This is a genomic window from Parafannyhessea umbonata, assembly GCF_900111255.1.
Lineage (GTDB): Bacteria > Actinomycetota > Coriobacteriia > Coriobacteriales > Atopobiaceae > Olsenella_J > Olsenella_J umbonata_A.
This window is the reverse complement of record NZ_FOGP01000004.1, coordinates 156,446-182,570: the sequence shown is the minus strand read 5'-3', so window position 1 is coordinate 182,570 and position 26,125 is coordinate 156,446. Positions and strand designations below refer to the sequence as shown.

Here is a 26,125-nt window from a genome sequence, read left to right as displayed (position 1 = left end):
TTTGCCGATGCGACTTGTTCTGCTTGGGCCAATGGGCCTTGGGCTACGCCGTGACGGAGCTAGCTTTCGACATCTTCGCAAACGCCACGAAGCACAGGATCATCTGGATCAGAACGAAGAAGAAGTAGACCGGAAAGAGCACCATGGCCACGGCATAGAGGATGCCGGCGGTGAGCGCGAAGGCTCGACGAGCCATGAAGTAGCCTAGCGCGTTGAAAAGCACGGCCATTGCCGTGCAGAAAAGGTGCGGAGCGACCAAGACCGTTGCAATCGCAGCGCCCGCGTTGGAGGAATCCACTCCCCCGCCCAGCCAATACCATGCGCTATAGAAAACGTACAATGCGCCCAGGATGAGGGCGACGAGCAGCAGCTTGCTTTTCTTCATACATATCACCTTCGAAAATCGTCGAACGTTTCAGCTGCGGTAAGACACGGCAACGCTTATGAGAGCGTGAACGTCTTGCTCGCGAGCGGGTTTCCGCTGAAGTCCATCGGGTAGACGTTCACCTCGAGGTCGGAGTTGTCCTTAAGCTCGTAGGCGATTTTGACCGAAACGGAGTTGCCCGCCTTGACCTTGGTAAGCGACGACTGCCCGTCCGCACTGCCGTCCGTCGCCATGGTGACGTCGCACTGCACGCCGCCCTGATAGACCTCCTGGTACGTCGAGGTGGAGAAGGCCTGTGCCTCGTCACTCGAAACGTTGGTGAAGGTATAGCTCACCACCGCGCAGGGCTTTCCCTCATAGTCCGTGGTGGTAGTCACACCGTCGATCGTGACGGCGACGGATGACTCGGGGGCCTTCTGGGCGGCCTCGGGCTCAGACGACTGCCCCTGGTCCTGGTTCGAGCTTCCCGAAGACGCCCCACATGCGCCCAGCGAAAGGGCCAAGGTAGCGGCGAGGATCGTTGGCGCTGCGATTGATGCGACTCTCATGGTGCTTCCTCTCGATTCTTCTTTTATGCGACTTGATCCAATGCGACTCGAAGCAACGCTTGCGTGCGTTTGCACGATGATAGGGAGAAGAGGAGAGAAAGTCTTCCGCTGGGAGCGTAATTTGATTATTGATATGAACAGGGGCGACACGCCGTGGCGACCGCCCCTTCATTTGCCTCAGTTATCGCTGTAATCCCTAGCGATGCTCCACCAGGGGCTTCTCGCGAAGATGCTTCAAGGTCGAGTTGCAGTCGGTGACGTCGAGCCCCTTCTGGATGGCCCAGGCAATAATTACGTCACGTCGGCAGGAGTCACTCAGAGGCGACACGCCGCCCAGCGACATCATGGTCGAGCAGTCGCCGACATCCAGGCCGAGTCCAAAGGCCAGCTGGATCAGCTTGTCGCGCGATGCGGTGCGCAGGCCGGCCATGATCTGGTAGCCGTACGTCTGGTTGAGGCCCGAGCGCGCCACGACGACATTCTTGCGGACGCCAAGCTCCTCGAGCTTTGCGTTGATCCAGGCCTTGAGCGTGACGTTGCTTATGTTCGCCGCGGCCACGGCGTCCTCGGCGCTCGAGGCCTCCTGAAGAAAGTGCCAATCCGTTGTCATCTGAATCCCTAGTCCTAGCCTTTAGCACATAACAGACTGAACTAGTTTACAAATAAGAAACGATTGAATTCAAATCATTTTTAAAAAACGCAGCCATCCGACAACAGAAGCCGTCACCTCGTCACCGCACCGGCGAACAACGACAGAAAGACGAGGGCAAGCTCCGCGACGACTAGCAGACCCAGCAGATACGCCTCGCGCCTACCGAGCACGCGCGCACGCCCGCCCCCGTCATATGGCCCCCAGCCAAGGGCGCACAGCGTAGGCTCCATCACCACGGCGTACACAAAATAGGCCGCGGCAAGAAAGGACAGGATTCCAGAGGCGGGGTCCGTGGCTTCCTTCGGACTGACGATCAACATCACCCCGGAGCCCACGAATAAGAGGCATTCAAAGACGGCAACCAGAAGGACCATGACCAAGACCAGGCGTCGCCAACCGTGCGTCGACGCCGCTGCGGCAGCGAACGCGCGCGGAGTCTCGACAAGGTAGTCGCGCGCACTTCTCGCCAGGCCACGCCTGGCATCAGCGTGGTTCCTGTCGTGAGCGCGTTTCCCCGCAGCAGAGAAGTGCTCCGTGCCTCCCCTCGAGGCGCCCCTCTTCGGCTGTGGCGGCAGGGCCTTTCGAAGGGCGCGGGAGAACTTTTCGGCACTCTGGAAACGATCGTCCGGCGCAAGGGCACATGCGGTCTCAAACACCTTTAGCAGGGCAGACGCTCCCCCCGTTGCCTCACGGACACGCTGGTCGAAGCTGGGGTCGGAGGGTTCGGTGGCGCTCAGAAGATAGCCAAGCAGGCGACCAAGCGAATAGACGTCCGAGCGCGCGTCGGTCTGGCCGAAGCCATACTGCTCCGGGGACGCAAAGCCCCAGGTGCCAAGCTGCATCGTGTCGCGCGTCGCTCCGGAAACCTTCTTGCGGGCGATGCCCATGTCTATAAGGTGCACGCCGTCCGAGGCGAGTACAACGTTGCCTGGGGTCACGTCACGGTGCACCAGACCAATCCCATGCAGGCGAGAGAGGACCTGGCAAAGCTCGGCAAGCACGTCGGCCACCTCGCGCGGGCCCATGGCACCGGCGCGCTTGATTCGCTCGCGAAGCGTCTCGCCCGGAACGTAGTCATACACCACGGCCAGCCTGTCGGGAAGCTCGTAGATCTGTCGCACGCGAGGGAGGCGTGGGTCATCGAGCGCCGCCACGGCCTCCCATACGCCCCTGTTCTCCAACTCGGAGCGAATGTACTTGCGGACCAGCAGCTTGTCGGCCACCACGACCGGAAGTCCCGACCCAAGGCATCGCAGCGTGGAGTCCGGAAGGCAGACCAGCTGGGTCTCGCCGGCCTCACCGTGCGCAAGCACGTTCAGGACCGTATAGGAGTCGTCAGCGTCGAGGGTCGCAAGCAGCTCTTCATCAGTCACGACAGAGGAACCCCCTATCGAGCGGAACTACGTCTGACGTAACCGTTTTCATCCAGCAGCGTGTCTTCTCCCAACCGATAGAGCTCGTCGTCGCAGCGATCGATTTCGAGACGACGATTCACGCACGAGATGATGATCGCGTCGCGGCGGTCCTTGCAGTAGAGCTCGGAGTACCCGGCCCGCTTGAGCAGACGCTGGGTCTCTACGAGGCTGCACTGCAGGCCGAACGACAGCGCAATCACGACGTTTCGATGGGGGTGGCGCTCCCCGCCGAAGACCTGATAGCCATAGGACGCGGCCACGTGGGCTCGCCTGAGCACCGTCGCGCGCGAAAGGCCCTTCTCCTTTGCCAAAGCGGTAATCGCCTGCGAAAAGTCGCATGCGACAATCTGCTCGCGATCGAGATATGCCTCGGGAGAAGTGCTGGCAAGCAGGCGCTTCAGCAGCTCCTCAGTCAGGGGCTCGTCCTCCAGGGACGAGGACTGGCTATGGTTTGAGATTGAAGACATGGTTCGGCCCTTTCGCGTTCTTACGGGCCATTGTCCCACGACATCCACCTTTCGTTAAGAGGCCGACGCCATGGCGACGGCCCGTCCGGCGGCCTTGCTATTGAAGGGCGGCGTCGCGACCGCGCGCGAAGGCCTCGAGGTTCGTCCCTCTGGTCTTGGGCGGCACGCGCTTGCAGATTGCATCATGCCAGGCGGTCTCGTCGAACGGCAACGCGGTGGAGAGCGCACCCACCAGAACGACGTTTGCCGAGCGCGGGTTCCCCGTCTGACGTGCAATGAAGCCGGCATCGATGCGGATAGCCCCCATCTCGTCAAGCCGCTTCGAGATGCGCTCGGGCATGCGCGCGTTCCCGATGTTCACGGGAACAGGCACAATGGTCTCGTCGTTCACGAACAGCTTGCCGCCCTCGCGCAGGTACTGCTGGGCCCTGAGCGCCTCGAGCTCCTCGAACGCGACGACCACGTCAGCGCAGCCCGGGTCGCAGACCATGGAGTCAACCTTGTTGCCCATGCGAATGACGGTCGACACCGAGCCACCACGCTGGGACATGCCATGGATCTCGGAGACCTTCACGTCCAGGCCGGCCTCGGCGGCGCACATCGCGAGTATGTTGCCAGCGAGAATCGTGCCCTGTCCGCCCACGCCAACCAGAAGGACGGTCTTGGTCTTCTCGACCTCCACCCGTGCGCCCAGCGTCACCGTCGACGCGGCGTCCGACGCGATTGCATGTGCCATTTCTACTCCTCCTCGATGCAGCCGAAGGGACAGGACTGCACGCACTGGCCGCAGCCGATGCACTGGTCGGGATCGATGACTGCGTGCCCGGTCTTGTCCTTTCCGAGCGCGGGGCAGCCTATCTGGACGCAGGTACCACAGCGGCGGCAGTCTCGTATGACGGGCATGGGCCTGCGCGAGCGGTCAATCAAGCGGCAAGGAGACCGGAAGATGAGGACGGACAGCTTGTCCTCGTGACCGATCGCATCCTTGAGCGCTGCGCGAATGGACTTGGCGTCCCGCGAGTCGATGGTTGCGACCTCGTCGACGCCTATGGCGCGGCAAAGTCGTTCAAGGTCGAGCGGCTTGCCACTGGGCTCGTCGAGTGGCGACTTGCCGGCCATCTGCTCCGAGAGCGTGACGCCATTTACGGGGTTGCCCTGCGTTCCGGTCATGGCAGTGGTCCGGTTGTCCAGAATGCAGATGGTCCCCTTGCCGCCGTTGTAGACCGTGCCCAGGAGGCTCGTGATTCCCGAATGGGCGAAAGTCGAGTCGCCGATGACGCCCACAACGGGGCGCCCCGTGCGCTCGGGTGCGCCCGCCAGCTCCATGCCATGCGCCATCGAGAGCGAGGCTCCCATGTCAATCACAGAGTCGACGGCGCGATACGGCGCGACCGCGCCAAGGGTGTAGCAGCCGATGTCGCCCGTGACGATCGCCTTCATGCGCCGCAGCTCGACGTAGACAAGGCGATGCGGGCAGCCCGCGCAGAACGCGGGGGGACGGGGCGGCAGGCCCTCGGCGTTTGGCAGGTGGGGAGGCTCGCCTTGCGAGAAAGACGCGCGGATGTGGGCCGGAAGGACCTCCCCCGAGCGCGGCAGGCGGCCAGCCGGCGGCTCGGAGACCTCGATGCCCAGCGCACGAACCCGCGTCTCGAAGTATGTGCAGGCCTCTTCCACAACGTAGAGCTTGTCGACCGAGGCGGCGAAGTCCGCCAGGGCGCGGGCGGGAAGCGGCCAGGTAAGGCCAAGCTTGAACGTCGAGGCATCAGGCAGCGCCTCGCGCACATGGTTGTAGAGCGCCCCGGCGGCGACGACGCCCACGCCGCGGTCGCGCATCTCGACACGGTTGAACTCGCACTTCTCCGCGTATTCGCAAAGCGCGTCCTCGCGTGCGTTCGTGGCCGCCGTGCGCGCGACGGCCATCGCCGGCATCATCACGTACTTGGAAATCTGCGTCTTGTAGTCGCGGGGCGCGACGGCGGCACGCCCTCCCGCAACGTCGACCATGGTCTTGGTGTGGGCCACGCGCATCGTCTCGTGCAGCATGACAGGGGTGTCAAAGCGCTCGGACAGTTCGAAGGCCTTCCGGGAGAACTCGTAAGCCTCCTGCGAGTCGCTGGGGTCAAGGCACGGCACGCGCGCGAACGCCGCGTAGTTGCGGGAGTCCTGCTCGTTCTGGGAGCTGTAGCACGAGGGGTCGTCTGCGGCCAGAATGACCAGGCCGGCGTTCACGCCCGTGTTGGCGACCGACATGAACGGGTCTGCGGCGACGTTCAGCCCCACGTGCTTCATGGTAGCCATCGAGCGGGCGCCCCCCATCATGGAGCCGATGGCGACCTCGAGGGCAACCTTCTCGTTGGGAGCCCACTCGCAGTAGACGCCGTCCTTCTCGACCAGGTTCTCCAACGTCTCGGTCGACGGGGTGCCGGGATATCCGGTGCCGACCGCGACACCCGCCTCCCATGCGCCCTGAGCGATGGCCTCGTTACCCGAGAGCAGCTGTTTTCCCATTCGAATCCCCTCTCTCACCGCAGTCCCGCCGTGCGGCCGAAACAAGCGTCCACACATTTTCGGTCAGCCGTGTTTCGAACGGAACAACAGGGTTCCGGCGAACGGCGAACGGTGGGAATGGCGCATCGGAGAAGGACCGCCCCACCAATTCGAGGCGAATGCGCCAGGTCAGTCACACCGCGCTGACGCACGCACAGAAAAAGGACGCGCGGTCGGCCGAAGCCGTCCCGCGCGTCCGCTCCTGGCTCTTGCGAGAGGAAGCTAGTCGACGGAGGCGATGTCAATCCAGCTCAGAAGGAAGTCCTTCTCGATCACGCGACCGCGCGCAAGCTCGGCGCCCGCAACGATGGGGAACCAGTTCTCGACCGTCTCCATGCTGGTGCCGGAGAGCTCGCAGTAGGTGCGGATGTAGTTCTCGGCGAACTCGTCCGCACCGCGCAGCTTGAAGCGCAGGTACGAGACCGCGCAGTCGGCCGCGCCGTCACCCTGGCTGGCATGGGCCCAATCGCAGATGCAGTAGCTGCCATCCTCGCGGACGATGACGTTCGAGGGAACGAAGTCGCCGTGGCAGATGTTCTGGTGGTTGGACATGCCATCCAGCCTCATCAGCAGGTCGTAGCGCGTCGACTCGTCGAGGACCTCGGTGACCGAGTTAATCATGCGCGTGTACTTGTCCTGCTGGCGCGGCATGAGGTCGTTGGTGTACTTGTGGACGTCCAGCTGCAGCTCGACGAACTGGCGCGTGAGCTCGGGGCGGCGCTCGTGGTCCTCGTCACCAAGCTCGCGCATGGTCTTTCCCTCAACCTTCTTCGTGATGAGAGACCACGACCCATCGACCTTGCTGACCTCGACAATCGGGGTCACGTCCAGGCCAGACTGCTCGGCGCGAGTCAGATTGAGAGCCTCGTTAAAGACGCCCGCCGGCGGCTTGGTCGCGTTGTAGACCTTGGCAACGAAGTCTCCGCAGTCATAGACGACCTTGTTCGCGCGGACCTTGATGACCTTCTTGTCTTGGGGCAGTTCCATGATGCAGTCATCTCCTCAATCGTACGTCGTTGAGACAAGCCTACTCAGAATCGCGAATGCTCAGGCCCTTGTCCTCGTAAGAGGTGGCCGGGCGTCCGTAGTAGGCATCCATGTACATGGACTTGATCTCCTCCACGAGCGGGTAGCGCGGGTTGGCACCCGTGCACTGGTCGTTGAAGGCATTAAGCGACATCTCGTCGAGGGTGTCGAGGAAGTACTGCTCGTCCACGCCGTAGTCGGCAATGGTCTCCTTCACGCCGATGGTCTTCTTGAGGTCCTCGATGCCCGCCATGAAGTTCTCGAACACCTCGTCGTCGTCCCTGCCGGCGAAGCCGCAGTAGCGGCCCATCTCGGCGTAGCGCGCCTTGGCGTGAGGGTACTGGTACTGCGAGAAGGTGCCCATGCGGGTCGGACGCTCGGCTGCGTTGTAGCGGCAGACGCGCGTGAGGATGACCGCGTTGGCCCAGCCGTGGGGAATGTGATGGTAGGCACCGAGCTTGTGTGCCATGGAGTGGTTGACGCCCAGGAACGCGTTGGCAAAGGCAATGCCGGCGAGGCAGGACGCGTTTGCCATCCTGTCGCGAGCCTCGACGTTGGTTGGCTCGTTGTAGGCGGTTGGCAGGTAGTCGAAGACCAGCTTGGCCGCACGCAGAGCGAGACCGTCGGTGTAGTCGGAGGCCATGATCGAGACGTATGCCTCGATGGCGTGCGTGAGGACGTCGATGCCGGACGCGGAGGTCAGGCCGCGCGGCTGAGTCATCATGTTGTCGGTGTCGACGATGGCCATGGTCGGCATGAGCTCGTAGTCGGTGATGGGCCACTTGATGCCGGTCTCCGCATCCGTGATGATGGCAAACGGCGTGCACTCGGAGCCCGTGCCCGAGGAGGTCGGGATCGCGACGAACTTGGCCTTCTCGCCCATCTTCTTGAAGCGATAGACGCGCTTGCGAATGTCCATGAAGTCGACGGCCATGTCGTCGAACTTCTCCTCCGGGTGCTCGTACATGGTCCACATGATCTTGCCGGCATCCATTGCGGAGCCGCCGCCCATGGCGATGATCACGTCAGGCTCGAAGGCGACGATCTGCTTCAGGCCCTCGCGGGCAGACTGGATCGTGGGGTCGGGCTGGACGTTCCAGAAGGAGCTGTGGACGATGCCCATCTCGTCGAGGGCACGCTCGATCGGCTGGGTGTTGCCGTTCTTGTACAGGAAGCTGTCCGTGACGATGAAGGCGCGCTTGCAGCCGTAGACCTCGCCGAGCTCGCGCAGGGCGACGGGCATGCAGCCCTTCTTGAAGTAGACCTTCTCGGGAGTGCGGAACCACAGCATATTCTCTCGCCTCTCTGCGACCGACTTGACGTTAAGCAGCTGATGGACATCGAGGTTGCCCGAGAACGAGTTGCCACCCCATGAGCCGCAGCCGAGCGTGAGCGAGGGCGTCAGCTGGAAGTTGTAGATGTCACCGATGCCACCCTGCGCAGCCGGGCAGTTAATGAGAATGCGGCAGGTCTTCATCGCACTGCGGTGAGCCTCCATCTTCTCGGTCTCACGCGTGTCGATGAACAGCGAGGAGGTGTGGCCGTAGCCGCCGTCAGCGACGAGGCGGGAGGCCTTGGCGAGTGCGTCCTCGAAGTCAGAGGCGCGATACATGCCCAGGATGGTGGTCAGCTTCTCGTGAGCCCAGGGGTTGGAGGGCTCGACGGACTCGGTCTCGCCGATGAGCACCTTGGTCCAGGCAGGAACCTCGACGCCGGCGGTCTTGGCGATGGTGGGAGCAGGCTGGCCGACCATCTTGGCGTTAACGCCACCGTTGACGATGACGGTGTTGCCGACCTTGTCGATCTCATCGCCCCTCAGGAAGTAGGCGCCGCGCTTGGCGAACTCCTCCTTGACGGCGTCGTAGACCCCGTCGAGAACAATCACGTTCTGCTCGGTCGCGCAGATCATGCCGTTGTCGAAGGTCTTCGACTGCATGATGGAGTTGACGGCCATGAGAATGTCGGCGGAGTCGTCGATGATGGCGGGGTTGTTGCCCGGACCGACGCCGAGGGCCGGAGTGCCGGAGCTGTAGGCGGCGTTGACCATGCCGGGGCCACCGGTCGCCAGGATGATGTCGGCCTCGGACATGAGCGTGTTTGTGGCGACCAGTGAGGGGTTCTCGATCCAGCCGATGATTCCCTCGGGAGCGCCGGCCTCGACCGCAGCCTCGAGCACGATGCGCGCCGCGGCCGTGGTGGACTTCTTCGCGCGCGGGTGCGGGCTGATCATCATGGCGTTGCGCGTCTTGAGGCAGAGCAGTGCCTTGAAGATGGCGGTGGAGGTGGGGTTGGTGGTCGGGATGACCGCCGCGACAATGCCAACGGGCTCGGCGACCTTGGTCATGCCACCGGCCTTGTCCTCCTCGAGGACGCCGCAGGTCTTGGTGTCCTTGTACTTGTTGTACACAAACTCGGCAGCGTAGTGGTTCTTGATGACCTTGTCCTCCATGACGCCGTAGCCCGTCTCCTCGACGGCAAGCTGGGCGAGGGGAATACGCTGCGCGTTAGCGGCAAGAGCTGCAGCCTTGAAAATCTTGTCGACCTGCTCTTGGGAGAACGTTGCAAACTTCTTCTGGGCCTCGCGCATGAGCGCGAGCTTGTCAGAGAGCTCCTCGTCGCTGTGAACGACGATTGCGGGTGCGTCGCTGACGGTCTCGGCCTGAGTGACCTTGGCCTCTTCGGACATTGTTCCTCCTTTGTCTTGCCTTGCATCACTAGCGGGGTCCGCAGTGATGTCATGCTTGCGTTCGACAGGGACAATTGTATGCGTGATTTACACAGAAGAAACGTCTCAATGACACAAGAATTACCTATTTTCATGCGATGAAACGCATTGACCATTCCAGAATGTTCATTTTTTGCACCATCTTGTACACGTATTGATAGCCAACCTTCACATGTCAATACGCAATCATCGGGCGACGGTGAGAAGTACGTCCGCATCCTTTGCCGCAACTATGTAATGGACAGAATGAAGGCAACGGCCCCTTGCGCCATCAGGACCGGTTCTCTTTGTCCACGAGCCCGGAGGCCCCGTAGCGTCTGCGCAGAAGCGGCTTCTCGATCTTTCCGGTCGCGTTGCGCGGAACATCGGCAAAGATGATCTTTCGCGGGCGCTTGTAGCGCGGCAGGGCCTGGCAGAAGTCGAGCACCTCCTCCTCACCCACCCTGCCGACGTAGTCTGGCTTGAGTTCGACGATGGCCGCGGCGACCTCGCCCAGGCGCTCGTCGGGCAGACCGATGACGGCCACATCCTGTATGGCGTCGTACGAGCTCATGAAGTCCTCTATCTGGACGGGATAGAGGTTCTCTCCGCCCGTGATGATCACGTCCTTCTTGCGGTCGACCAGCCAGTAGAAGCCATCGTCGTCGCGTCGGGCCATGTCACCCGTAAGCAGCCATCCGTCGACAAGGGCTTCGGCCGTGGCGACAGGGTCCCCGTAGTAGCACTTCATGAGTCCGGGGCCACGAACGCAGAGCTCGCCAACCTCCCCTGGGGCAACGGGAATGCCCTTCTCGTCCACAATCTTGCACTCCCAGCGATATCCCGGCACGCCAATGGCGCCCACGTGATCGACGTTCTGGACGCCCAGGTGCACGCAGCCGGGGCCAGTCGATTCGGACAGGCCGTAGTTGGTGTCGTAATCGTGCCGGGGAAAGACCTCGCGCCAGCGCTGGATGAGGCTCTTGGGCACCGGCTGGGCGCCGACGTGCATCAGCCGCCACTGGTCGAGGTGATAGTCTTCCAGCCGCAGCTCTCCGCGCTCGATGGCCGTGAGAATGTCCTGGACCCAAGGCACGAGCAGCCAGACGATGGTGCAGCGCTCCTTGCTGACGGTGTCGAATATGAATTGCGGCGAGACGCCGCGCAACAGGACTGCCTTGCCTCCGCTCACGAGCGACCCCATCCAGTGGAACTTTGCGCCGGTGTGGTAGAGGGGCGGTATGCACAAAAACACGTCGCCCCTCGTCTGGCCGTGGTGCACCTGTTCCATCTGGGCGGCCTGGGTCAGGCTCTGGTGCTGGTGCAGGATGGCCTTGGGGAAGCCCGTCGTTCCCGAGCTGTAGTAGATGGCGGCGTCGTCCTCGTTGGAAATCGGCACGTCGGGGTCGACGCTCGAGCAGAGGCTTGCCAGCTCCTGGTAGGGCTCGGCCCACGTGGGGCAGTCATCGCCAACGTAGAGCAGGAGCCGGCCCGGCTGCACCTTGTCCACGACGCTCTCGAGGCGACCGATGAACTCGGGGCCGAAGACCAAGACGTTCACGTCGGCCTTGTCGATGCAGTAGCTGATCTCGTCAGCCGCATAGCGAAAGTTGAGGGGCACGGCAATCGCGCCGGTCTTGAGGACGCCAAAGTAGATGGGCAGCCACTCGATGCAGTTGTACAGGAGGATGGCAACCTTGTCGCCCCTACGCACCCCTCGGCTCAGGAGCAGGTTGGCAAACCTGTTGGCCTTCTCGTCGAAAACGGACCAGGTAATCTCGCGGCGGAGGGGCTCGTCGTTGGTGGTTTCGATCAGGTCGTAGTCGCGCCAGGTAATGTGACGGTTCTCGGGGCGCTGCGGATTGATTTCGACCAGAGCGACGTCGTCACCGTGCTCGCGGGCGTTGCGTCGAAGGTAGTCGACGACGGTAAGGTCGGTATCGATGGTGACTGCCACGGCACATCCTCTCGCAGAAGACCCGCGACGCCTGTCGCGCGGAAGTAAGGAGAAGATATCCCGTGAGCTGTTGCCTAAACGTTAAAACCCGCATACGGCGCCATCGCCGTCGGCGGCGACACGTCAGGCCACCGCCAAGGGGAAGGCGCCCCAAGACGAGCAATTTGAGATGGGACTAGGCCTCGAACTTGTCAACCATACCATCGGAGTCCGCCCTGAGAGCAGCGATGGTGCGAGGGATGGCGGCGAGGTCGTAGGGAGTCATCTGGTAGACCCAGTTCAGCCAGTTGCGATACAGAAGGTTCGCATGGGCACGCCAAGTAAAGATGGGCTGGCGCTCGGGGTCGTCGTCCGGGAAGTAGTTCTCGGGCACGCGGATGGGCAGCCCCTTCTTGAAGTCTCGCCAGTACTCACCGGCAAGGGTGTCGCGCCCATACTCGAAGTGACCGGTGACGTAGATCTCGTGAAAGTCGCGCGTGGCGATGAGGGCGGGGCCGGTCTTGAAGCCCTCGGAGAGCACGTGCAGCTCCGGGTGGTTGGCAAGCTCAAGGGTGTCAATCGCGGCGTGACGCGAGTGCGGCATGTTGTGGACCTCATCGAAGCCGTTGGTCAGGAAGCTGTACTCATCGCAAAGGCGCTGCGGGAAGACGCCGAACAGCTTCTGCCCCAGCTGCTTCTTGGGGATGCCGTAGAGGTGGTACAGACCGGCAAGGGCACCCCAACACAGGAACATCGTGCTGAAGACGTGCTCCTGGCTCCAATCCAGAATCCGACAGAGCTCGTCCCAGTAGTCCACCTGCTCGAACGGCAGCTTCTCGACCGGTGCGCCCGTGACGATGAGCGCATCGTAGTTGTTGCCCTCAAGCGTGTCGAAGGTCTCGTAGAACTTGACCAGATGGTCCGCCGAGACATGCGTCGACTCATGGCTCGAGACGCGCATGAAGTCGCAGCTCACCTGGAGCGGCGACTTAGAGATGAGACGGAGTATCTGCGTCTCGGTCTCTATCTTGGTCGGCATCAGGTTGAGGATCAAAACGTGCAGCGGTCGAATCTGCTGCCTAGTCGCAACCTCTTCCTCAATGGCAAAGATGCGCTCCTGGCTCAGGATGCGCTTTGCGGGCAGACCGTCGGGGATGTTGATGGGCATGCTAGCTCCTTCTTGGTTCGTGCACTTAGATTATCAGCTTTTCTCCTATGCTCGGCGCGGCAACGCATGCGGCATCAGCGAAAACGACCTCCATACACATGTGGAGATGCGCGCGACGCCCACCTCACGGGATGCAGAAAACGACCAGTTGTTGGATACTAGGAGCCATGAACACCACATTTGCCGAGCTCGGGCTAAACGAGCACATACTCGAGGGCGTCGCAGCCCTCGGCTTTACCACGCCCACCCCCGTTCAGGCGCAAGCAATCCCCGCCGTCCTCGCCGGCAGAGACGTCATAGCATCCGCCCAGACGGGTACGGGAAAAACCGCAGCGTTCGCGCTGCCCCTCCTCCAGGTGATCGAGCCCTTCTCCAGCGCCGCGCGAGAGGAACAGGCGCGCGACGTCGAGGGCGACGCGCCGCAGGAAGACCTGCCCCCAAACGAGGGCGATAGCGACACGCCCGACGTCATCGCCGACGAGGCGGGAGGCGCGGGCGCATCGGTTTCCGCCGGCGTCGACTCCGACGGCAGGATCGAGCGCCCCAAGCGCAGGCGCAGGCGTCACCACAGGAAGGCACCGGGCGCATCCGCCAACGCATCCGACGAGGCGTCCGAGAGCTCCGACAAGAGGCGCACGCGCACCCGCAAGCCATCCGATCGCTCTGCAAAGACAGGCGAGAAGGGCCAAGCCCCCAAGCCGAAGCGCCGTCGCAAGAGGAAGGCATCCTCAAGGAGCAGCGCTGCCGAGACGCGCGCGGCCGACCCCAACGCCAAGCCATTCGGACCCTTCGCGCTGGTCGTTACGCCCACGCGTGAGCTCGCCTCCCAGATCGAGAAGGTCGTCACCACCGTATGCGAGCACACGAACCAGAAGTCCGTCGTCGTCATGGGCGGTACCAAGTTCGAACGCCAGATTCGCGAGCTCGAGGAGGGCTGCGACCTCCTGGTAGCCACGCCAGGCCGTCTGATCGACCTGATGGAGCACGACCACGTGAACCTGAAAGACGTCCAGGTCTTCGTGCTCGACGAGGCCGACCGCATGCTGGATATGGGTTTCTGGCCCAGCGTCCGACGCATCATCGCAGCACTCCCCCAGAAGCGCCAGACCCTGCTCTTCTCGGCAACGCTGCCTCCCTCCATCAAGGGAACGGTCAACGCGATGCTCCACGAGCCCGTAGTCGTCGAGATCGCTCGCGTGGGCGAGACCGCCGACACCGTCGAGGAGCACCTGTGCCCCGTCACCCAGGGGCAGAAGACGCAACTGCTCGAGCAGCTCCTGGCCGGCGCGGCATCCGGCGAGCGACCAGAGCGCGTGCTGGTGTTCTGCCGCACGAAGCATCGTGTCGACGATCTCGAGAAGTACCTAAAGAACGCGGGGGTGAAGGTCGACGTCATGCATGCCGACCGCCCGCAGAGGGCCCGCGAGCGAGCGCTGGAGCGCTTCCGCGCAGGCAAGATCCAGGTGTTGGTGGCAACCGACGTCATGAGCCGTGGAATCGACGTCAGCGGCATCGACGCCGTCGTGAACTTCGACGTTCCCATGGACCCCGAGGACTACGTACACCGCATCGGACGCACCGGCCGAGCCGGCGCCACGGGACACGCCTACACCTTCGTCGCACCTGACGAGATCAGCCCGCTGCGCGAGATAGAGTACTTCACCAAGAAGCTCGTGCCGGTGTGGGACCTCGAGGGCTTCGAGTACGACTCGTCGCGCATCGTCCCCAACGCCAGACGCTCCACCAACAAGCCAACCCGCAGCCTCTTCAGCGGCTCGCGCAGCCGTGGGCGCGGAATGAGTGGCGGACGCTACGGCAGGCACTACTAGAGCCACCCCTCGCCCACGCAAAGAGGGACAGCGGACAACAAGGCCTCGCTAAAAGCCAGGGCGGCCCGGATCATCCGGGCCGCCCCATTCACTAGCTGGCGGGAAGCGTTGCAGCCGCCGTCCGAGAGGTAGCGTTACGCCTCGGCGGGCGCAGCCGTACCAGACACGGAGTCGTGCAGCGCATCCTTTGCGGCGTCCGCAACGCGCTGGCGACCGAGCTCGGTCCACTCGGGCTCCTCGTCGGGCATCGAGCCAGCCTCGGCACCGAAGAACTCCTTGAGGCAGTTGACGGCGACGATGAGGCCGAGCACCATCAGCAGAACCGCGAAGATGAGCTGGAGGCCCTTGGTGGCAAGGACGTCGGCGGTGACGCCCGCGGCAAGGGCGGTGGCGCAGCCGTACACGCTCATGGCAAGCGAGGTAAAGGTGCAGACAAGCAGGAAGGCGACGGGGGCGTAGAGAATCCAACCCTTACGGCCGGTCGCCTTGCAGAAGACGGCAAGCGTGATCATGGTCATGCCGCCGAGCAGCTGGTTGGACGCGCCGAAGAGCGGCCAGATGTTGAGGTAGCCACCAAAGGTGAGCGAGAGGCCCAGCAGCAGGGTGACGATGGTCGCGAACCAGACGTTCGTGATGACCCCCATGGCGCCAGACTGCTTCTGGTCGGACTGGAGGGCATCGTTGGTCTTGAAGAAGAACTCCTGGAACGAAGAGCGGCCGATGCGGGCAACCGCATCAAGGGAGGTAAGGGCAAGAGCAGAGACGTTCATGGTCATGAAGACGGTCGTGAACGTGGAGTCCAGGCCGATGGTGGTCATGCCCTTGGCGAGACCGGCCGCGAAGATCTGGAACGGGGTGCTTGCGACGCCGCCGTTCAGGGCGCCGGTGCCGGCGGTGTTCATGTCGCCGTACATGATTCCGGCGGTAACGATAGCGATGACGGCGACGAGGCTCTCGAGGACCATGGCACCGTAGCCGACGGAAAGCATGTCCTTCTCATTCGCGACCTGCTTAGAGGAGGTGCCGGACGAGACGAGGCTATGGAATCCGGAGAGGGCGCCGCAGGCGACGGACACGAACAGAACGGGGAACATGAAGTTGCCGCTGGCGGCAAGCTTGTCCATGGCCTCGGTGGAGGCGATCATCGGGGCGGTCATGGTTGCCTGACCGTGGATTGCGAGGACAAAGATGCCGGCGATGGCGCCGAGAATCATTGCGACCATCATGATGGTCGTGAGGTAGTCACGCGGCTGCTTCAGAACCTGGATGGGCATGGCGGAAGCAAGCACCAGGTACACCATGACCACGGCGATCCAGCCGTTGATGTCGAGGTAGATCGGGAAGTGCATGCCGGCGAAGAACATGACGGCGATGAGCAGAACCGCGAGGGCGAACTCCTTGGCGCCCTTGAGGTCGAACTTGCGGCAGACCCAGCCGAAGAACATGGCCACGAAGGTGAAGAGGATCGAAATCGTGCCTGCGGTACCGGCGGCGTAGGACTTGGCGAAGTCGATGCCCGCATCGCCGACGGTCATCTTGAAGGTGCCTGCGACCATAGAGGTGAAGGCAGCGATGACGATGCCGCAGAAGAGCCAGCTGAACAGGAGGAACAGGCGACGGCCGGTCCTGCCGATGTACTTCTCGATGAGCTGTGCCAGCGACTTGCCGTTGTTCTTGACGGACGCGTAGAGCGCGCCGAAGTCATGAACGGCACCGAAGAAGATGCCACCCACGAGAACCCACAGCAGTACGGGCAGCCAGCCAAACATCATGGCGACGATGGTGCCCGTCACGGGGCCTGCGCCACAGATAGAGGAGAACTGGTGAGAGAAGACCGTAAAGCGTGACGCAGGGGCGAAGCTCTTGTCGTCCTCCATGCGAACCGCGGGGGTCAGGGCGTCAGCGTCAACGCCCCAGGACTTCGCTAGCCAGCGACCGTATACGACGTATCCAATAACCAGGACCACCGCAGCAACGACAATAACAGCCAAACCATTCATGTGTCATACCTCCCCTTGGGGATCGAGCGCTGGCAAGCCTTTCTTGCCCTGACGCGAAGTGCAGCCATGCTAAAGCCGTTTACGCTGCAGTTTTATGCCGTTCGTCCGAACGAAACCATTGAGAAACGCCAATTGAACCCTCTTGTTACAAACGAGGTCGTGTAGCCTCCGTCAGATGCCCGCAACCTCGTCCTTGCGAAGGCTCCGGTGTCTCAAAATGACAGTGAGAAGTACGCGCATTCCTGTCAGCAAGGAGCCACGCATGAAGCAGGTTCGTCCCTACCCCCGAGTCATCGTCACGAAGAAGGCTGCACGGTCGCTCAAGAGCGGACACCCTTGGGTGTTCGAGGGCGAGGTAATCAGGACGGAGCCCTCCCCCGCCAACGACGACGTGGTCAAGAACGGCTGCATAGTCGACGTGTTCGAGGAAAACGGAACCTGGCAGGGCGCAGGACTCATCTCGCTGGAGTCAAAGATTCGCGTTCGCATTGTCAGCCGCAATGCGAACGACCGCTTTGACAGCGCGTTCTGGAGTCGCAGGGTCCAGTGGGCCTGGGACCATCGCAAGGTCGCGATGGGAGGGCGCGCCTTACCCGGCTGTGGGCCCGACACCAACTGCTGCCGCATCATCTTCAGCGAGGCAGACGGGCTTCCCGGCCTGATTGTCGACCGCTACGAGGATGTGCTCGTCTCCCAGGTGGGAACCGTGGGCATGGAGCGACTCAAGGGGGCCATCTATCCGCTCATCATCCAGACGCTGCGTGCTGACGGCCAGGAAATCCGCGGCATCTACGAACGCAACGACTCGCCCGCGCGCGCAAAGGACGGACTTGGCCTGGACAAGGGTTGGTATGACTTTTCGTCGAGCGACCTTGCGCTGGACACGCCTGACAGCGCACGCGTCACGGTGCGCGAGAACGGCATCGCGTTTGATCTCGACATCGAGAACAGCCAGAAGACCGGCTTCTTCCTGGACCAGAAGTACAACCGTCGCGCCGTTCGCGACATCGCTGGCGGGCGCCACGTGCTCGACTGCTTTTGCCACGTGGGCCCCTTTGGCCTGAACGCCGCCGCGGGCGGCGCCGAGTTCGTGCGCTGCGTTGACGTGAGCCAGGCGGCCATCGACCTTGCGGGCGAGAACGCGCGACTCAACAAGCTCGACTCAACCATGGGATTCACCTGTGCAAACGTGCTCGAGTACCTTCCCGAGCTCGCAAAGGACAGGGCGCGTCTGCGCGAGGAGGGCGGACCCTTTGACCTCATCGTTCTCGACCCGCCCGCCTTCACCAAGAGTCGCGGCACGGTCAACCACGCCTCGAAGGGATATCGCGAAATCAACCAGGCCGCCATGCGCCTGCTGCCGCGCGGCGGCTACCTTGCGACCTGCAGTTGCAGCCACTTCATGACGCGTGACCTTCTGGCCAAGGCCATCGCCGAGGCCGCGCACAACGCCAACGTGCAGCTCAAACAGGTGCAGGAGCTGCAGCAGGCTCCCGATCACCCCATTCTGTGGGGAGTGCCCGAGACGCACTACCTGGACTTCTTCATCTTCCAGGTCATCTAGGGCACGCACCCCAGCCTGAAGACGTGAAAAGGGTCCACGGCCTGGCCGTGGACCCTTTCTTCCATCGTCACGCTAACTAACGGTCAAACGATGCCCACCCTACACGCGAGCCCTAGCCTTTCCGAACAGGCCGACCGCCAGAAGACCGACGGCAAGAAGGACGATCGGTGCCACGTTCGTGGACAGATCACCCGTCTGGGGACTGCGCTCGGAGCCCGGCGCAGAGGTCGTCGGGGCCGTCGCGGCCGCCATCTTAAAGGAAGGGGCGGGAGGCGTGGCCTTGCCCTCCTCGAAGTAGACGGCATAGTCGGAGAACCTGTCGGAGCTGAACGTAAGTGTCTTGGTGGCGGCGTCATACGTTGCCGGAATACGTTCGGTCACACCATTGTGGTTGCGGACGACGAACACCGTAGCGCCGTCGGGAATCTTCGCCGCGGCCTCGTCGGACAGCACGAAGCTCATCTGCGCGGAGTCGTTGAGCTCGCTCAGTGAGCTGGTCCATGCGGAGTTCGCATTGCCCTTTGCGACCAGCTGGTCAAGGGAGAGGTCGAGGTAGAGAACGCCCGTGCCGCCATTGGCGGCGCTGCTCTGGTCCATCGTCGCCCTGTCCGCCGCACCCATCTCTTGAATCTCGAGGCGGAGGTTACCGGAATCGATGATGTTCCCGTTGCCCTTGACGGTGCCAGAAGCAATGTTCGCGTCATTGTTTACGACGCTATCATCCACCTGAGTGAACAGGGCCGCAAGGTGAAGGTTGCAGCGGGGCATCACAAACGTGAAGGTGCCCATCTCCTGCTGCGGCGTGATTTCCGCCTGCCCGTTGAGGGCGCCCTTGAGATACTGGTAGCCGTACTCGGGCTTGAGCTTGATGGTTACCGTTGCGCCGGCGGGAATGCGGAAGTAATAGAACGAGATGGAGTCGGGGTCATCTGGATCCGAGCCCTTGGAGCCGCTGGGGCGACCAGAGGTAAATCCATCTGGACCATCCTCCTCTCCGTTCTTGTACAGATCCTCGCGCGAGTACGTCACCCCCTCGTAGGTCACGCTAAGGACATCCACGTCACCATTGACGACGAAGTGATCCTTATCCGGCACGGGCTTCTTTGCGGTAGACCATATCAGCGTGGTCTGGAGAGGGTCGACCTTCGCGACGAGATGGATGTTGTAGTCACCCGCGCTTGCGAGCGGAAGGCTAAAGTGAGTAGGGTCATCGAAGTCAAATGGTTCATTGTTGATGGTTACGGAATCGGCAATCAAGCCAAACGCCACCGTAACATTCAGGGTGCTAGAGGGAACGGCCGTACCCTCGACGCGATCAGTGGCTCCACCCATCTCGGCGTCGTCATACCAGTGCGTTGTCTCCCCATCGCGCTCGGTCGTGACGATGGCAATGCCCTTGTCATCGCCCTCGCTCGTAACGGTAAAGTTCGCGCCGGCCACTGCCGGCCCAAGCGTGGGAGCCGAAGCCTCCGCAACGCCAAGAGTGGGAGTAGAAGCCTGGCCGTCTGGCGTACTGTCTGTCGCACCCGCCGTTGCATTGACAGCGGACGCAGACGCCGACGCGGACTCATCCGCGGACGCGGCCTCCACGATCGTCGTCGGCTCCTCCTGGCCCTGGCCAGAGGCGTCTCCAATAGCCCCGTCATCTGCGAACGCCGCCGATGGCACCAAGGCAGCAGCCAGAACAAACGACAGCGTTAACGCGAGCCATGCGTGCAATTTCTTCATGGGAACCTCCTCACACGAGACAATGCGAAACGACACCCAATCACATACATATAAAAAAATAGCACGCCTGAACACTGGCTTAAAGAGCCAGTGTTCACGTATTCCGCCATGTGACAATAACGTAAGCAGAACGGTATCGACCAGGTTGCGATGGAAGGTCCCGCACGGCTCGCGAGCGATTTGGGAGGGAATCCTAGGACGCGAGCGGACCTTGGAACACGCTGGTGAGTATGTTGACATCAATATTGCCGCCACTGATGACAAGCGCGATGTTTCGTCCGCCTATGCGGTCGGGGTACTCGCAGGCCGCAGCGACCACCATGGCACTGCCAGCCTCAACCGCAAGCTGTTCCTTCTCGATCATGAACTTGAAGGCGTCGACGATGCTCTCCTCCGAAACGAGGATAATGTCGTCGACCAGGTCGGGCAGCATTTCGAACGAGATCTCACCAATGCCGCCCACGATCGCCTCGCAGACCGTCTCGCCCTTGGTTGGGTAGCGGCTGTAACAGACGCCGTCGCGAAGCGCATCAGACATGGCGGGACAGGCCTTCGTCTGAACGCCAATAATGCGGACGTCAGGGTTTACGGACTTCGCGGCAACGGCAATGCCCGTGATGAGGCCGCCGCCGCCAATGGGCGCGACGATGGTGTCGATCCGGGGATTCTGCTCCATGATCTCGAACCCTATGGTCCCCTGCCCCTCATACACTCGAGGATCGTGCTCGAAGGGGTCGACGTAGAACATCTCGGCGCGGTCGATGTAGTTGATTCCGAGCGTCAGGGCCTCGTCGTAGTCGGCGCCAAGCATCATGCTGCGAGCGCCATAGTAGCGAATGCGATCGGTCTTCGCGTGAGGTGTGCCAAGCGGCACGACCACGGCGCAGTCCCGTATGCCCAGAGCCTTGGCCGCCATGGCGACGGCCACGCCATGGTTTCCAGTCGAAACCGTACCGACTCCACTTGCCTTTTCGCACTCGCTGAGCTGGGAGATGGTGTTCAGGGCTCCGCGAATCTTGAAGCTCCTGCCCAGCTGCTGGCTCTCAAGCTTGAAGAAGTAGCGGCGGTCCTCGTCGTCGAGGTAGATGGATTCCTCAAGAGGGGTTTCGCGAATGTAGTTGCGAATGCGCTCGCGGGCATCACGCACGCCCTGCGCGGTAAACCACTCCTTCATGCGCCGCTCCTTCGTAGCCCGAAAAATGTACAACCACTAATCTAGCGCATAAAAATGCAAAAGATAACCAATAGCGTTCAGATAATCAACTTGCGGTAGCACATCTTGACGAAAGAGACTCAATCGTCAGCAATCGTCGCCGTCCCTGCGAGAACGCTTGCTCTCCTGCTCTGCGATCGCTTCGGCGGCACTACGTTTCCGCCTGCGGCGGCACTCACGAAAGAATGAGCGAAGAACGTCAGCACATTCATCCTCAAGCACGTGTGGCGTGACCTCAAAGGCATGGTTCAGACGCTCGTCGTGACTCAGGTCGAAGAGCGTGCCCAGGGCCCCGCCCTTAGGGTCGCCGGCGCCATACACGCAACGGTCGACACGCGCGTTGACCATGAGCCCCGCGCACATCAGGCAGGGCTCGAGGGTCACGTATACGGTGCACCCCGTCAGGCGCCAGCGGTCCAACTTGCGAGAGGCGCCCAGCATCGCCAGGAACTCCGCGTGCGCTGAGGGGTCTCGGTCGGTCTCCCGGCGGTTGTGCGCCCGGGCAACCACCTCGCCACCGCACGCCACCACCGCACCGATGGGCACCTCGCCCTCGCTAGCTGCGGCACGAGCCTCCTCGAGCGCGAGGCGCATGTACTTCTCGTCCAGCGCGGTCTGAGCCTCAGATTGGGCGTCCCGGCGGAAGGCGTCAGAATCGACCATAAGCGTCTTCTCCGTTTCCGTTTGCATCCTTATGAGGTAGGATATATCCACTCACGTCCTTGGAGGGATGGCAGAGTGGTTGATTGCAGCGGTCTTGAAAACCGTCGAGCGCGAATAACGTTCCGAGAGTTCGAATCTCTCTCCCTCCGCCATAATTGCTCGCGGGCCGCCTAGGGCGACCCGCTTTTTTGTTGTATTGGGTGACATATCCGCCGGGTATACTGTCGCTATGACTCCGAGAGCGAAACCCGCGCGGCGGACGCGTAGGTAGAAAGGGGCACAAATGGCACTCATCATCGTAGTCATCGTTCTGGTCGTACTCGCCGCCCTGCTCGTCTCGCTGTACAACGGCATTGTCACCAAGGACAACCGCTGCGACAACGCGTGGCAGACGATTGACGCGCAGCTTCAGCGTCGAAACGACCTCATCCCCAACCTGGTCGAAACCGTCAAGGGCTACGCGGCACACGAGTCTGGCACGCTCCAGGCGGTCACCGAGGCGCGCGCGGCCGTCGCCAACGCGGGTACCCCTGAAGAGAAGATGGAGGCCTCCAACCAGCTCTCCGGAACGCTGAAGACGCTCTTCGCCGTCGCCGAGGCCTATCCCGACCTCAAGGCGAACACGAACTTCCAGCAGCTGCAGGAGGAGCTCGGCCAGACCGAGGACAAGATCAGCTACGCGCGCATGAGCTTCAACGACTGCGTGCTCGAGTACAACAACGCGATCGAGACCTTCCCGGGAAGCCTTGTCGCCAGCCTCTTTGGCGGCGGCAAGTTCAAGACCCGTGCGGGCTTCGAGGTGGCAGACGCCGCGGCGCGCCAGGCTCCGCAGGTGAAGTTCTAGCCGCGACGCAGGCACACGCGTCGCCGCGCGCTTCGTGGGGCGCGACCGACAGGGGGGGGGCATCGACCAGGTCGGTGCCCCCCTTATTGGTGGCGGTTGCAGTCATGCACCAAGTGCCAAGCACCAGGTGTCCCTGGCGATGCGAGCCAGGTGACCGGAGGGCACCCAGGGAGAAGTGCCTCGCCCCTCAGGATTGGAGGCCCTTCTCCCCAAGCGCCGCCATCGTCACCTCGCCTCGCGCCTGCGCCTCAGAACCCGACGCAGCTTCAAGCAGAGCGCGATCGCCGCAGCCGCGTCCAGGACCGCAATGGCTGCCATCACCGGCGAGGTTCCCCTCGTCTTGATGGGCCTGTCTATCGTCGCCACGCCCGCCTGCTCAGCCGCGTCGTTGTAGTCAAGGTTGCACGCGCGCGCGTTGAGCCAGACGTAGATTACGTCCTTGGTGGCGCGCCGCAGGTTGCTCTGGAAGTTCGCGGTGTTCGTGGGCAGGGCGAACGAGCCGTCGGCAAACACGCCGTCCATGTAGAGGCTGCCACCCGCGCGCAGCATCTGGTCAGCGTTCATGTATGCATGGTGGTCGCTGTAGTCCGTAATGACCGAGCCCCTGAAGCCCCACTCCCCCCTGAGCACGTCGGTCAGCAGGGCGTGGCTTCCACCCGCCCAGATTCCACCGATGCGGTTGTACGAGCTCATGATACCGGTCGCATGTCCCTCCTCCACGGCAATGCGGAAGGGTTCGAGGTACAGCTCGCGCAGCGACTGCTCGGTCAGCCAGGTGTAGAGCGAGTCCCTGTATGAGTCCTGCTCGTTCAGCACCAGGTGCTTGAGGTAGCAAAACGTTCCGGTCTCGTCGGAGCCCTGGATGGTCGCGGCGGCCATGCGCCCGGACAGCAGCGGGTCCTCCGAGTAGTACTCGTAGTTTCGCCCTCCAAGCGGGCTGCGGTGGATGTTGCAGGCCGGCGCATACCAGCCATCGATCCCCAGCATCGCGCACTCCATTCCGACGGCTCGGCCGAAGTCGTGCGCAAGGTCCTGGTTCCACGTCTGGGCCAGGGTGGTCGGGTTGGGGAAGCCGACGCCATACGTCAGCTGGTTGAACGACGACGCCTGAGAAGAGCCGTCCAGCTCCTTGGTGCGCGGCTTGCCCACCGCGTCGAGCTTCGCGGAGTTCGAGTAGCCGTGGAGCACCAGGTTCAGCATGTCCCTCTGCGAGAGCTGGTCGAGCACGAGGTCCCAACGCTCGTCGTTGTAGTCGCGACCCAACGCGCGACCAAGGTCGGTGAGCTTGCCGTTCTCGCACAGGTTGCAGGCCCCGGCACCCAGCGAGTTCGTACCCTGGGATGCCACGTCAACGGCATCCGCGCCCTCTCCGGAGCGGTCCTGCGCATACGCCTGTCCAGAGTCATAGCGATTGAACAGCTTGAGGGAATCGGGCATTTCTCGGTCGTCCACACGCATGCGGGGGAACGTCCCCTTGAAGTCCGCGCGAGAGAGGTACGTGATGTTCGCGCCCGTGGTCCTTCCGTCAACCGAGATACCCGCCTCGGAGGCGTCCCCGGTAAAGCGGTTAGTGACCTCGGCGCCCGACGCGGGGTCGCCCTGCAGCTTGATTCCCTTGGCCACCCTCACGCTGCTGCGCGCCCCCTTGCACGGGGCGAGCGTGTGCGCGTCGCGCTTGAGCTCGAGGCAATACTCGCCCGGCTCGAGCTCATAGCCACAAAACCCGTTGTGGTTTGCGTCATAGCAGTCGTACGACGCCATGTCGCTCACCCTGACCGAAAGCGTCACGTCCTCAGACGCACCCGGCTGGAGCAGGTTGGTCTTCTTGTAGTCGCACAGCTCCGTCGAGGACTTCTCGATTCCGCCGGGCGTGTAGGGGCTGGTGTAGTAGAGCTGCACCACATCTTTTCCCGCCACAGAGCCCGTGTTGGTGACGCGGACGGTGATGCTCAGCGTGTCGTCGGCGCCCACGCGCGCGCCGCGGGCGAAGGAGCGGTCGACGACCTTCCAGTCGAACGAGGTGTACGAGAGCCCGTAGCCAAACGGATACTGGACGACGCCGTCGTACCCCGTGCCATAGGCGTCGTTCACGTCGCTCCAATAGCCCTCGGCGTCAGCCGTCTCGTACCACCGATAGCCGACGTATATGCCCTCCGCGTAGTCGACGTAGCGCACCGCGTCGTACGGCTCACTGGTTCCCACATTCGAGTTCGTCGTTCCGTCCGCAGGATAGAATCCCCGCGCGTTGAGGTAGGAGCCCTCGCCGTCCGCGCCAGAGTTGACCCAGCTCGCGTTGGTCTCGAAGCTGTACGGGTAGGTGTCGGTCGTGCGCCCGGACGGGTTCACGTCGCCGTAGAGCGCCTTTACCACGGCGCTCGCCGCACTGGTGCCCGTCGTTCCCACGAGCATGCAGCTGTCGACTCCGTCGATGCTCTCGACCAGCCCAAGCTCCATGGGGTTGGTGGAGTTCACCAGCACAATCACCTTGTCGTAGTTGGCCGCGACGTACCTTATGAGCGCTTCCTCCTCGGGGGACGGCTCGAGGTACTGCCTGCCCGCGACCTCCCGAGGCGAGCCGCCACGCTCGTTCACACAGTACTGGGCACGCGGGCAGTCGATGCTCTCCCCCGCCACGCGCGACAGCACGACGATGGCCGTGTCGGAGTACTTCTTCGCGTCATTCAGGACCTGGTCGCTATAGACGGTCTTGTCGTCCATACGCGGTTCGCAGAGCTGGCAGAAGTCGCGGTCATGGCTGTTGAGCGACCCGGCGCTCAGGTTGGCCCGCTCGCCCTGGAAGCTACGGTAGGCATTCGCGAGCTCCTCGTTGTACGAGACGCCGTAGGCCGTGAGCGCGTCGAGGAGGCCGGCAGACTCGCCCGCGACGCCGCCCGAGCCGGAGCCTCCCGAGACCCACTGCGTGGAGGCCCAGCCAAAGACGTTGACCTTAGTGTCGTCCTTGGAGAGCGGCAGCGTCTGGTTCCTGTTCTGGAGAAGAACGAGCCCCTCGGACTCGACGTCCTCGGCAAGTTGGGCGTCTCGCGCCTGTTGGGCGTTCAGCTCCTCCCTGGACACGTCGACGCGATCTGACCCCAGGTACGAGTCGATCGTCTCGCCATACATGACGGCGACGACGTTCGCCGCAACGACCGCGACCAGCAGCAGACCGCCCATGGCCCTCACCACGACCCTCCGCACACGACCCTTTTCTGCCTTATTCTGCACGCCATGCCCCAAACTTGCCGAAACTGCATCGCCACCATTCTAGGACGGCGGCACCCCTTGCAACCAATGCGGAAGCACTTCTCGTCCCGTGAACAGCCTCGCAGCGGTCTCGCATCGCAAGTGAGCGAGACCGCGTAAACAAAAAGCCCGCCTGAAATACAGACGGGCATCTTGCTTGGTCTAGCCGAAGGCTGCTTTGCGCGGGTCTTGT

General features: G+C 62.6%; 19 protein-coding genes and 1 tRNA gene. 4 read left to right on the top strand and 16 right to left on the bottom strand.

All coding sequences use genetic code 11. The annotated features are described in order from the left end of the window. Nucleotides 1-43: 43 nt before the first annotated feature. From BMY31_RS06455 to BMY31_RS06405, 11 genes are all read right to left on the bottom strand, one after another. Nucleotides 44-385, bottom strand: a complete 342-nt coding sequence (locus BMY31_RS06455; RefSeq protein ID WP_078687250.1) for a hypothetical protein — start codon at nt 383-385, stop codon at nt 44-46. A gap of 56 nt (nt 386-441) precedes the next feature. Continuing rightward, nucleotides 442-933 (bottom strand): DUF5067 domain-containing protein, encoded by a 492-nt coding sequence (locus BMY31_RS06450; protein WP_078687251.1) that lies wholly within the window; start codon nt 931-933, stop codon nt 442-444. Nucleotides 934-1,129: 196 nt separating this feature from the next. Beyond that, the gene (locus BMY31_RS06445; protein WP_078687252.1) at nt 1,130-1,543 is read right to left on the bottom strand and encodes a hypothetical protein; all 414 of its coding nucleotides are present in this window, start codon (nt 1,541-1,543) and stop codon (nt 1,130-1,132) included. Between the two features lie 113 nt (nt 1,544-1,656). Beyond that, nucleotides 1,657-2,958: a serine/threonine-protein kinase gene (locus BMY31_RS06440; RefSeq protein ID WP_180371371.1), complete on the bottom strand. Its 1,302-nt coding sequence runs from the start codon at nt 2,956-2,958 to the stop codon at nt 1,657-1,659. Nucleotides 2,959-2,972: 14 nt separating this feature from the next. Continuing rightward, a complete protein-coding gene (locus BMY31_RS06435) occupies nt 2,973-3,467 on the bottom strand; it encodes an XRE family transcriptional regulator (protein ID WP_257612383.1) in 495 nt (164 codons plus the stop codon). A 97-nt stretch (nt 3,468-3,564) separates the two neighbouring features. Next, on the bottom strand, nt 3,565-4,203 hold the full coding sequence (locus BMY31_RS06430) for an indolepyruvate oxidoreductase subunit beta (RefSeq protein ID WP_091009223.1): 639 nt from the start codon (nt 4,201-4,203) through the stop codon (nt 3,565-3,567). A gap of 2 nt (nt 4,204-4,205) precedes the next feature. Beyond that, nucleotides 4,206-5,975 (bottom strand): thiamine pyrophosphate-dependent enzyme, encoded by a 1,770-nt coding sequence (locus BMY31_RS06425; RefSeq protein WP_091009220.1) that lies wholly within the window; start codon nt 5,973-5,975, stop codon nt 4,206-4,208. Nucleotides 5,976-6,236: 261 nt separating this feature from the next. Beyond that, a complete protein-coding gene (locus BMY31_RS06420) occupies nt 6,237-7,001 on the bottom strand; it encodes a phosphotransferase family protein (RefSeq protein WP_078687256.1) in 765 nt (254 codons plus the stop codon). Nucleotides 7,002-7,041: 40 nt separating this feature from the next. After that, nucleotides 7,042-9,726: a bifunctional acetaldehyde-CoA/alcohol dehydrogenase gene (gene adhE, locus BMY31_RS06415; RefSeq protein ID WP_078687257.1), complete on the bottom strand. Its 2,685-nt coding sequence runs from the start codon at nt 9,724-9,726 to the stop codon at nt 7,042-7,044. Nucleotides 9,727-10,036: 310 nt separating this feature from the next. After that, nucleotides 10,037-11,701 (bottom strand): class I adenylate-forming enzyme family protein, encoded by a 1,665-nt coding sequence (locus tag BMY31_RS06410; protein ID WP_257612382.1) that lies wholly within the window; start codon nt 11,699-11,701, stop codon nt 10,037-10,039. A gap of 175 nt (nt 11,702-11,876) precedes the next feature. Then, complete coding sequence (locus tag BMY31_RS06405; RefSeq protein ID WP_078687258.1) at nt 11,877-12,848, bottom strand: homoserine O-succinyltransferase; 972 nt, start codon at nt 12,846-12,848, stop codon at nt 11,877-11,879. 167 nt (nt 12,849-13,015) lie between these two features. Between BMY31_RS06405 and BMY31_RS06400 the strand changes: the two genes are divergently transcribed. Further along, nucleotides 13,016-14,677, top strand: coding sequence for a DEAD/DEAH box helicase (locus BMY31_RS06400; protein ID WP_091009217.1), 1,662 nt, complete (start codon nt 13,016-13,018; stop codon nt 14,675-14,677). Between the two features lie 134 nt (nt 14,678-14,811). Here BMY31_RS06400 and BMY31_RS06395 read toward each other — a convergent pair whose 3' ends face one another. Then, nucleotides 14,812-16,677: a carbon starvation CstA family protein gene (locus BMY31_RS06395; protein WP_078687260.1), complete on the bottom strand. Its 1,866-nt coding sequence runs from the start codon at nt 16,675-16,677 to the stop codon at nt 14,812-14,814. 262 nt (nt 16,678-16,939) lie between these two features. Here BMY31_RS06395 and BMY31_RS06390 point away from each other — a divergent pair, with 262 nt between their 5' ends. Beyond that, nucleotides 16,940-18,241, top strand: a complete 1,302-nt coding sequence (locus BMY31_RS06390) for a class I SAM-dependent rRNA methyltransferase (protein ID WP_091009214.1) — start codon at nt 16,940-16,942, stop codon at nt 18,239-18,241. A gap of 99 nt (nt 18,242-18,340) precedes the next feature. Here BMY31_RS06390 and BMY31_RS06385 read toward each other — a convergent pair whose 3' ends face one another. The 3 genes from BMY31_RS06385 to tadA form a co-directional block, all read right to left on the bottom strand. Continuing rightward, nucleotides 18,341-19,969 carry a hypothetical protein gene (locus BMY31_RS06385; RefSeq protein ID WP_143802949.1) on the bottom strand — a complete coding sequence of 543 codons (1,629 nt, stop codon included), beginning with the start codon at nt 19,967-19,969 and terminating at the stop codon, nt 18,341-18,343. A 193-nt stretch (nt 19,970-20,162) separates the two neighbouring features. Further along, complete coding sequence (locus tag BMY31_RS06380) at nt 20,163-21,143, bottom strand: threonine ammonia-lyase (RefSeq protein WP_078687263.1); 981 nt, start codon at nt 21,141-21,143, stop codon at nt 20,163-20,165. 126 nt (nt 21,144-21,269) lie between these two features. After that, nucleotides 21,270-21,845 (bottom strand): tRNA adenosine(34) deaminase TadA, encoded by a 576-nt coding sequence (gene tadA / locus BMY31_RS06375; protein WP_078687401.1) that lies wholly within the window; start codon nt 21,843-21,845, stop codon nt 21,270-21,272. A 61-nt stretch (nt 21,846-21,906) separates the two neighbouring features. Here tadA and BMY31_RS06370 point away from each other — a divergent pair. After that, nucleotides 21,907-21,997: transfer RNA gene (locus tag BMY31_RS06370), tRNA-Ser, on the top strand. Nucleotides 21,998-22,128: 131 nt separating this feature from the next. Beyond that, nucleotides 22,129-22,689 carry a LemA family protein gene (locus tag BMY31_RS06365; RefSeq protein ID WP_078687264.1) on the top strand — a complete coding sequence of 187 codons (561 nt, stop codon included), beginning with the start codon at nt 22,129-22,131 and terminating at the stop codon, nt 22,687-22,689. Between the two features lie 225 nt (nt 22,690-22,914). Here BMY31_RS06365 and BMY31_RS06360 read toward each other — a convergent pair whose 3' ends face one another. After that, nucleotides 22,915-25,863 carry a beta-glucosidase gene (locus BMY31_RS06360; RefSeq protein WP_091009298.1) on the bottom strand — a complete coding sequence of 983 codons (2,949 nt, stop codon included), beginning with the start codon at nt 25,861-25,863 and terminating at the stop codon, nt 22,915-22,917. Nucleotides 25,864-26,125 lie beyond the last annotated feature (262 nt).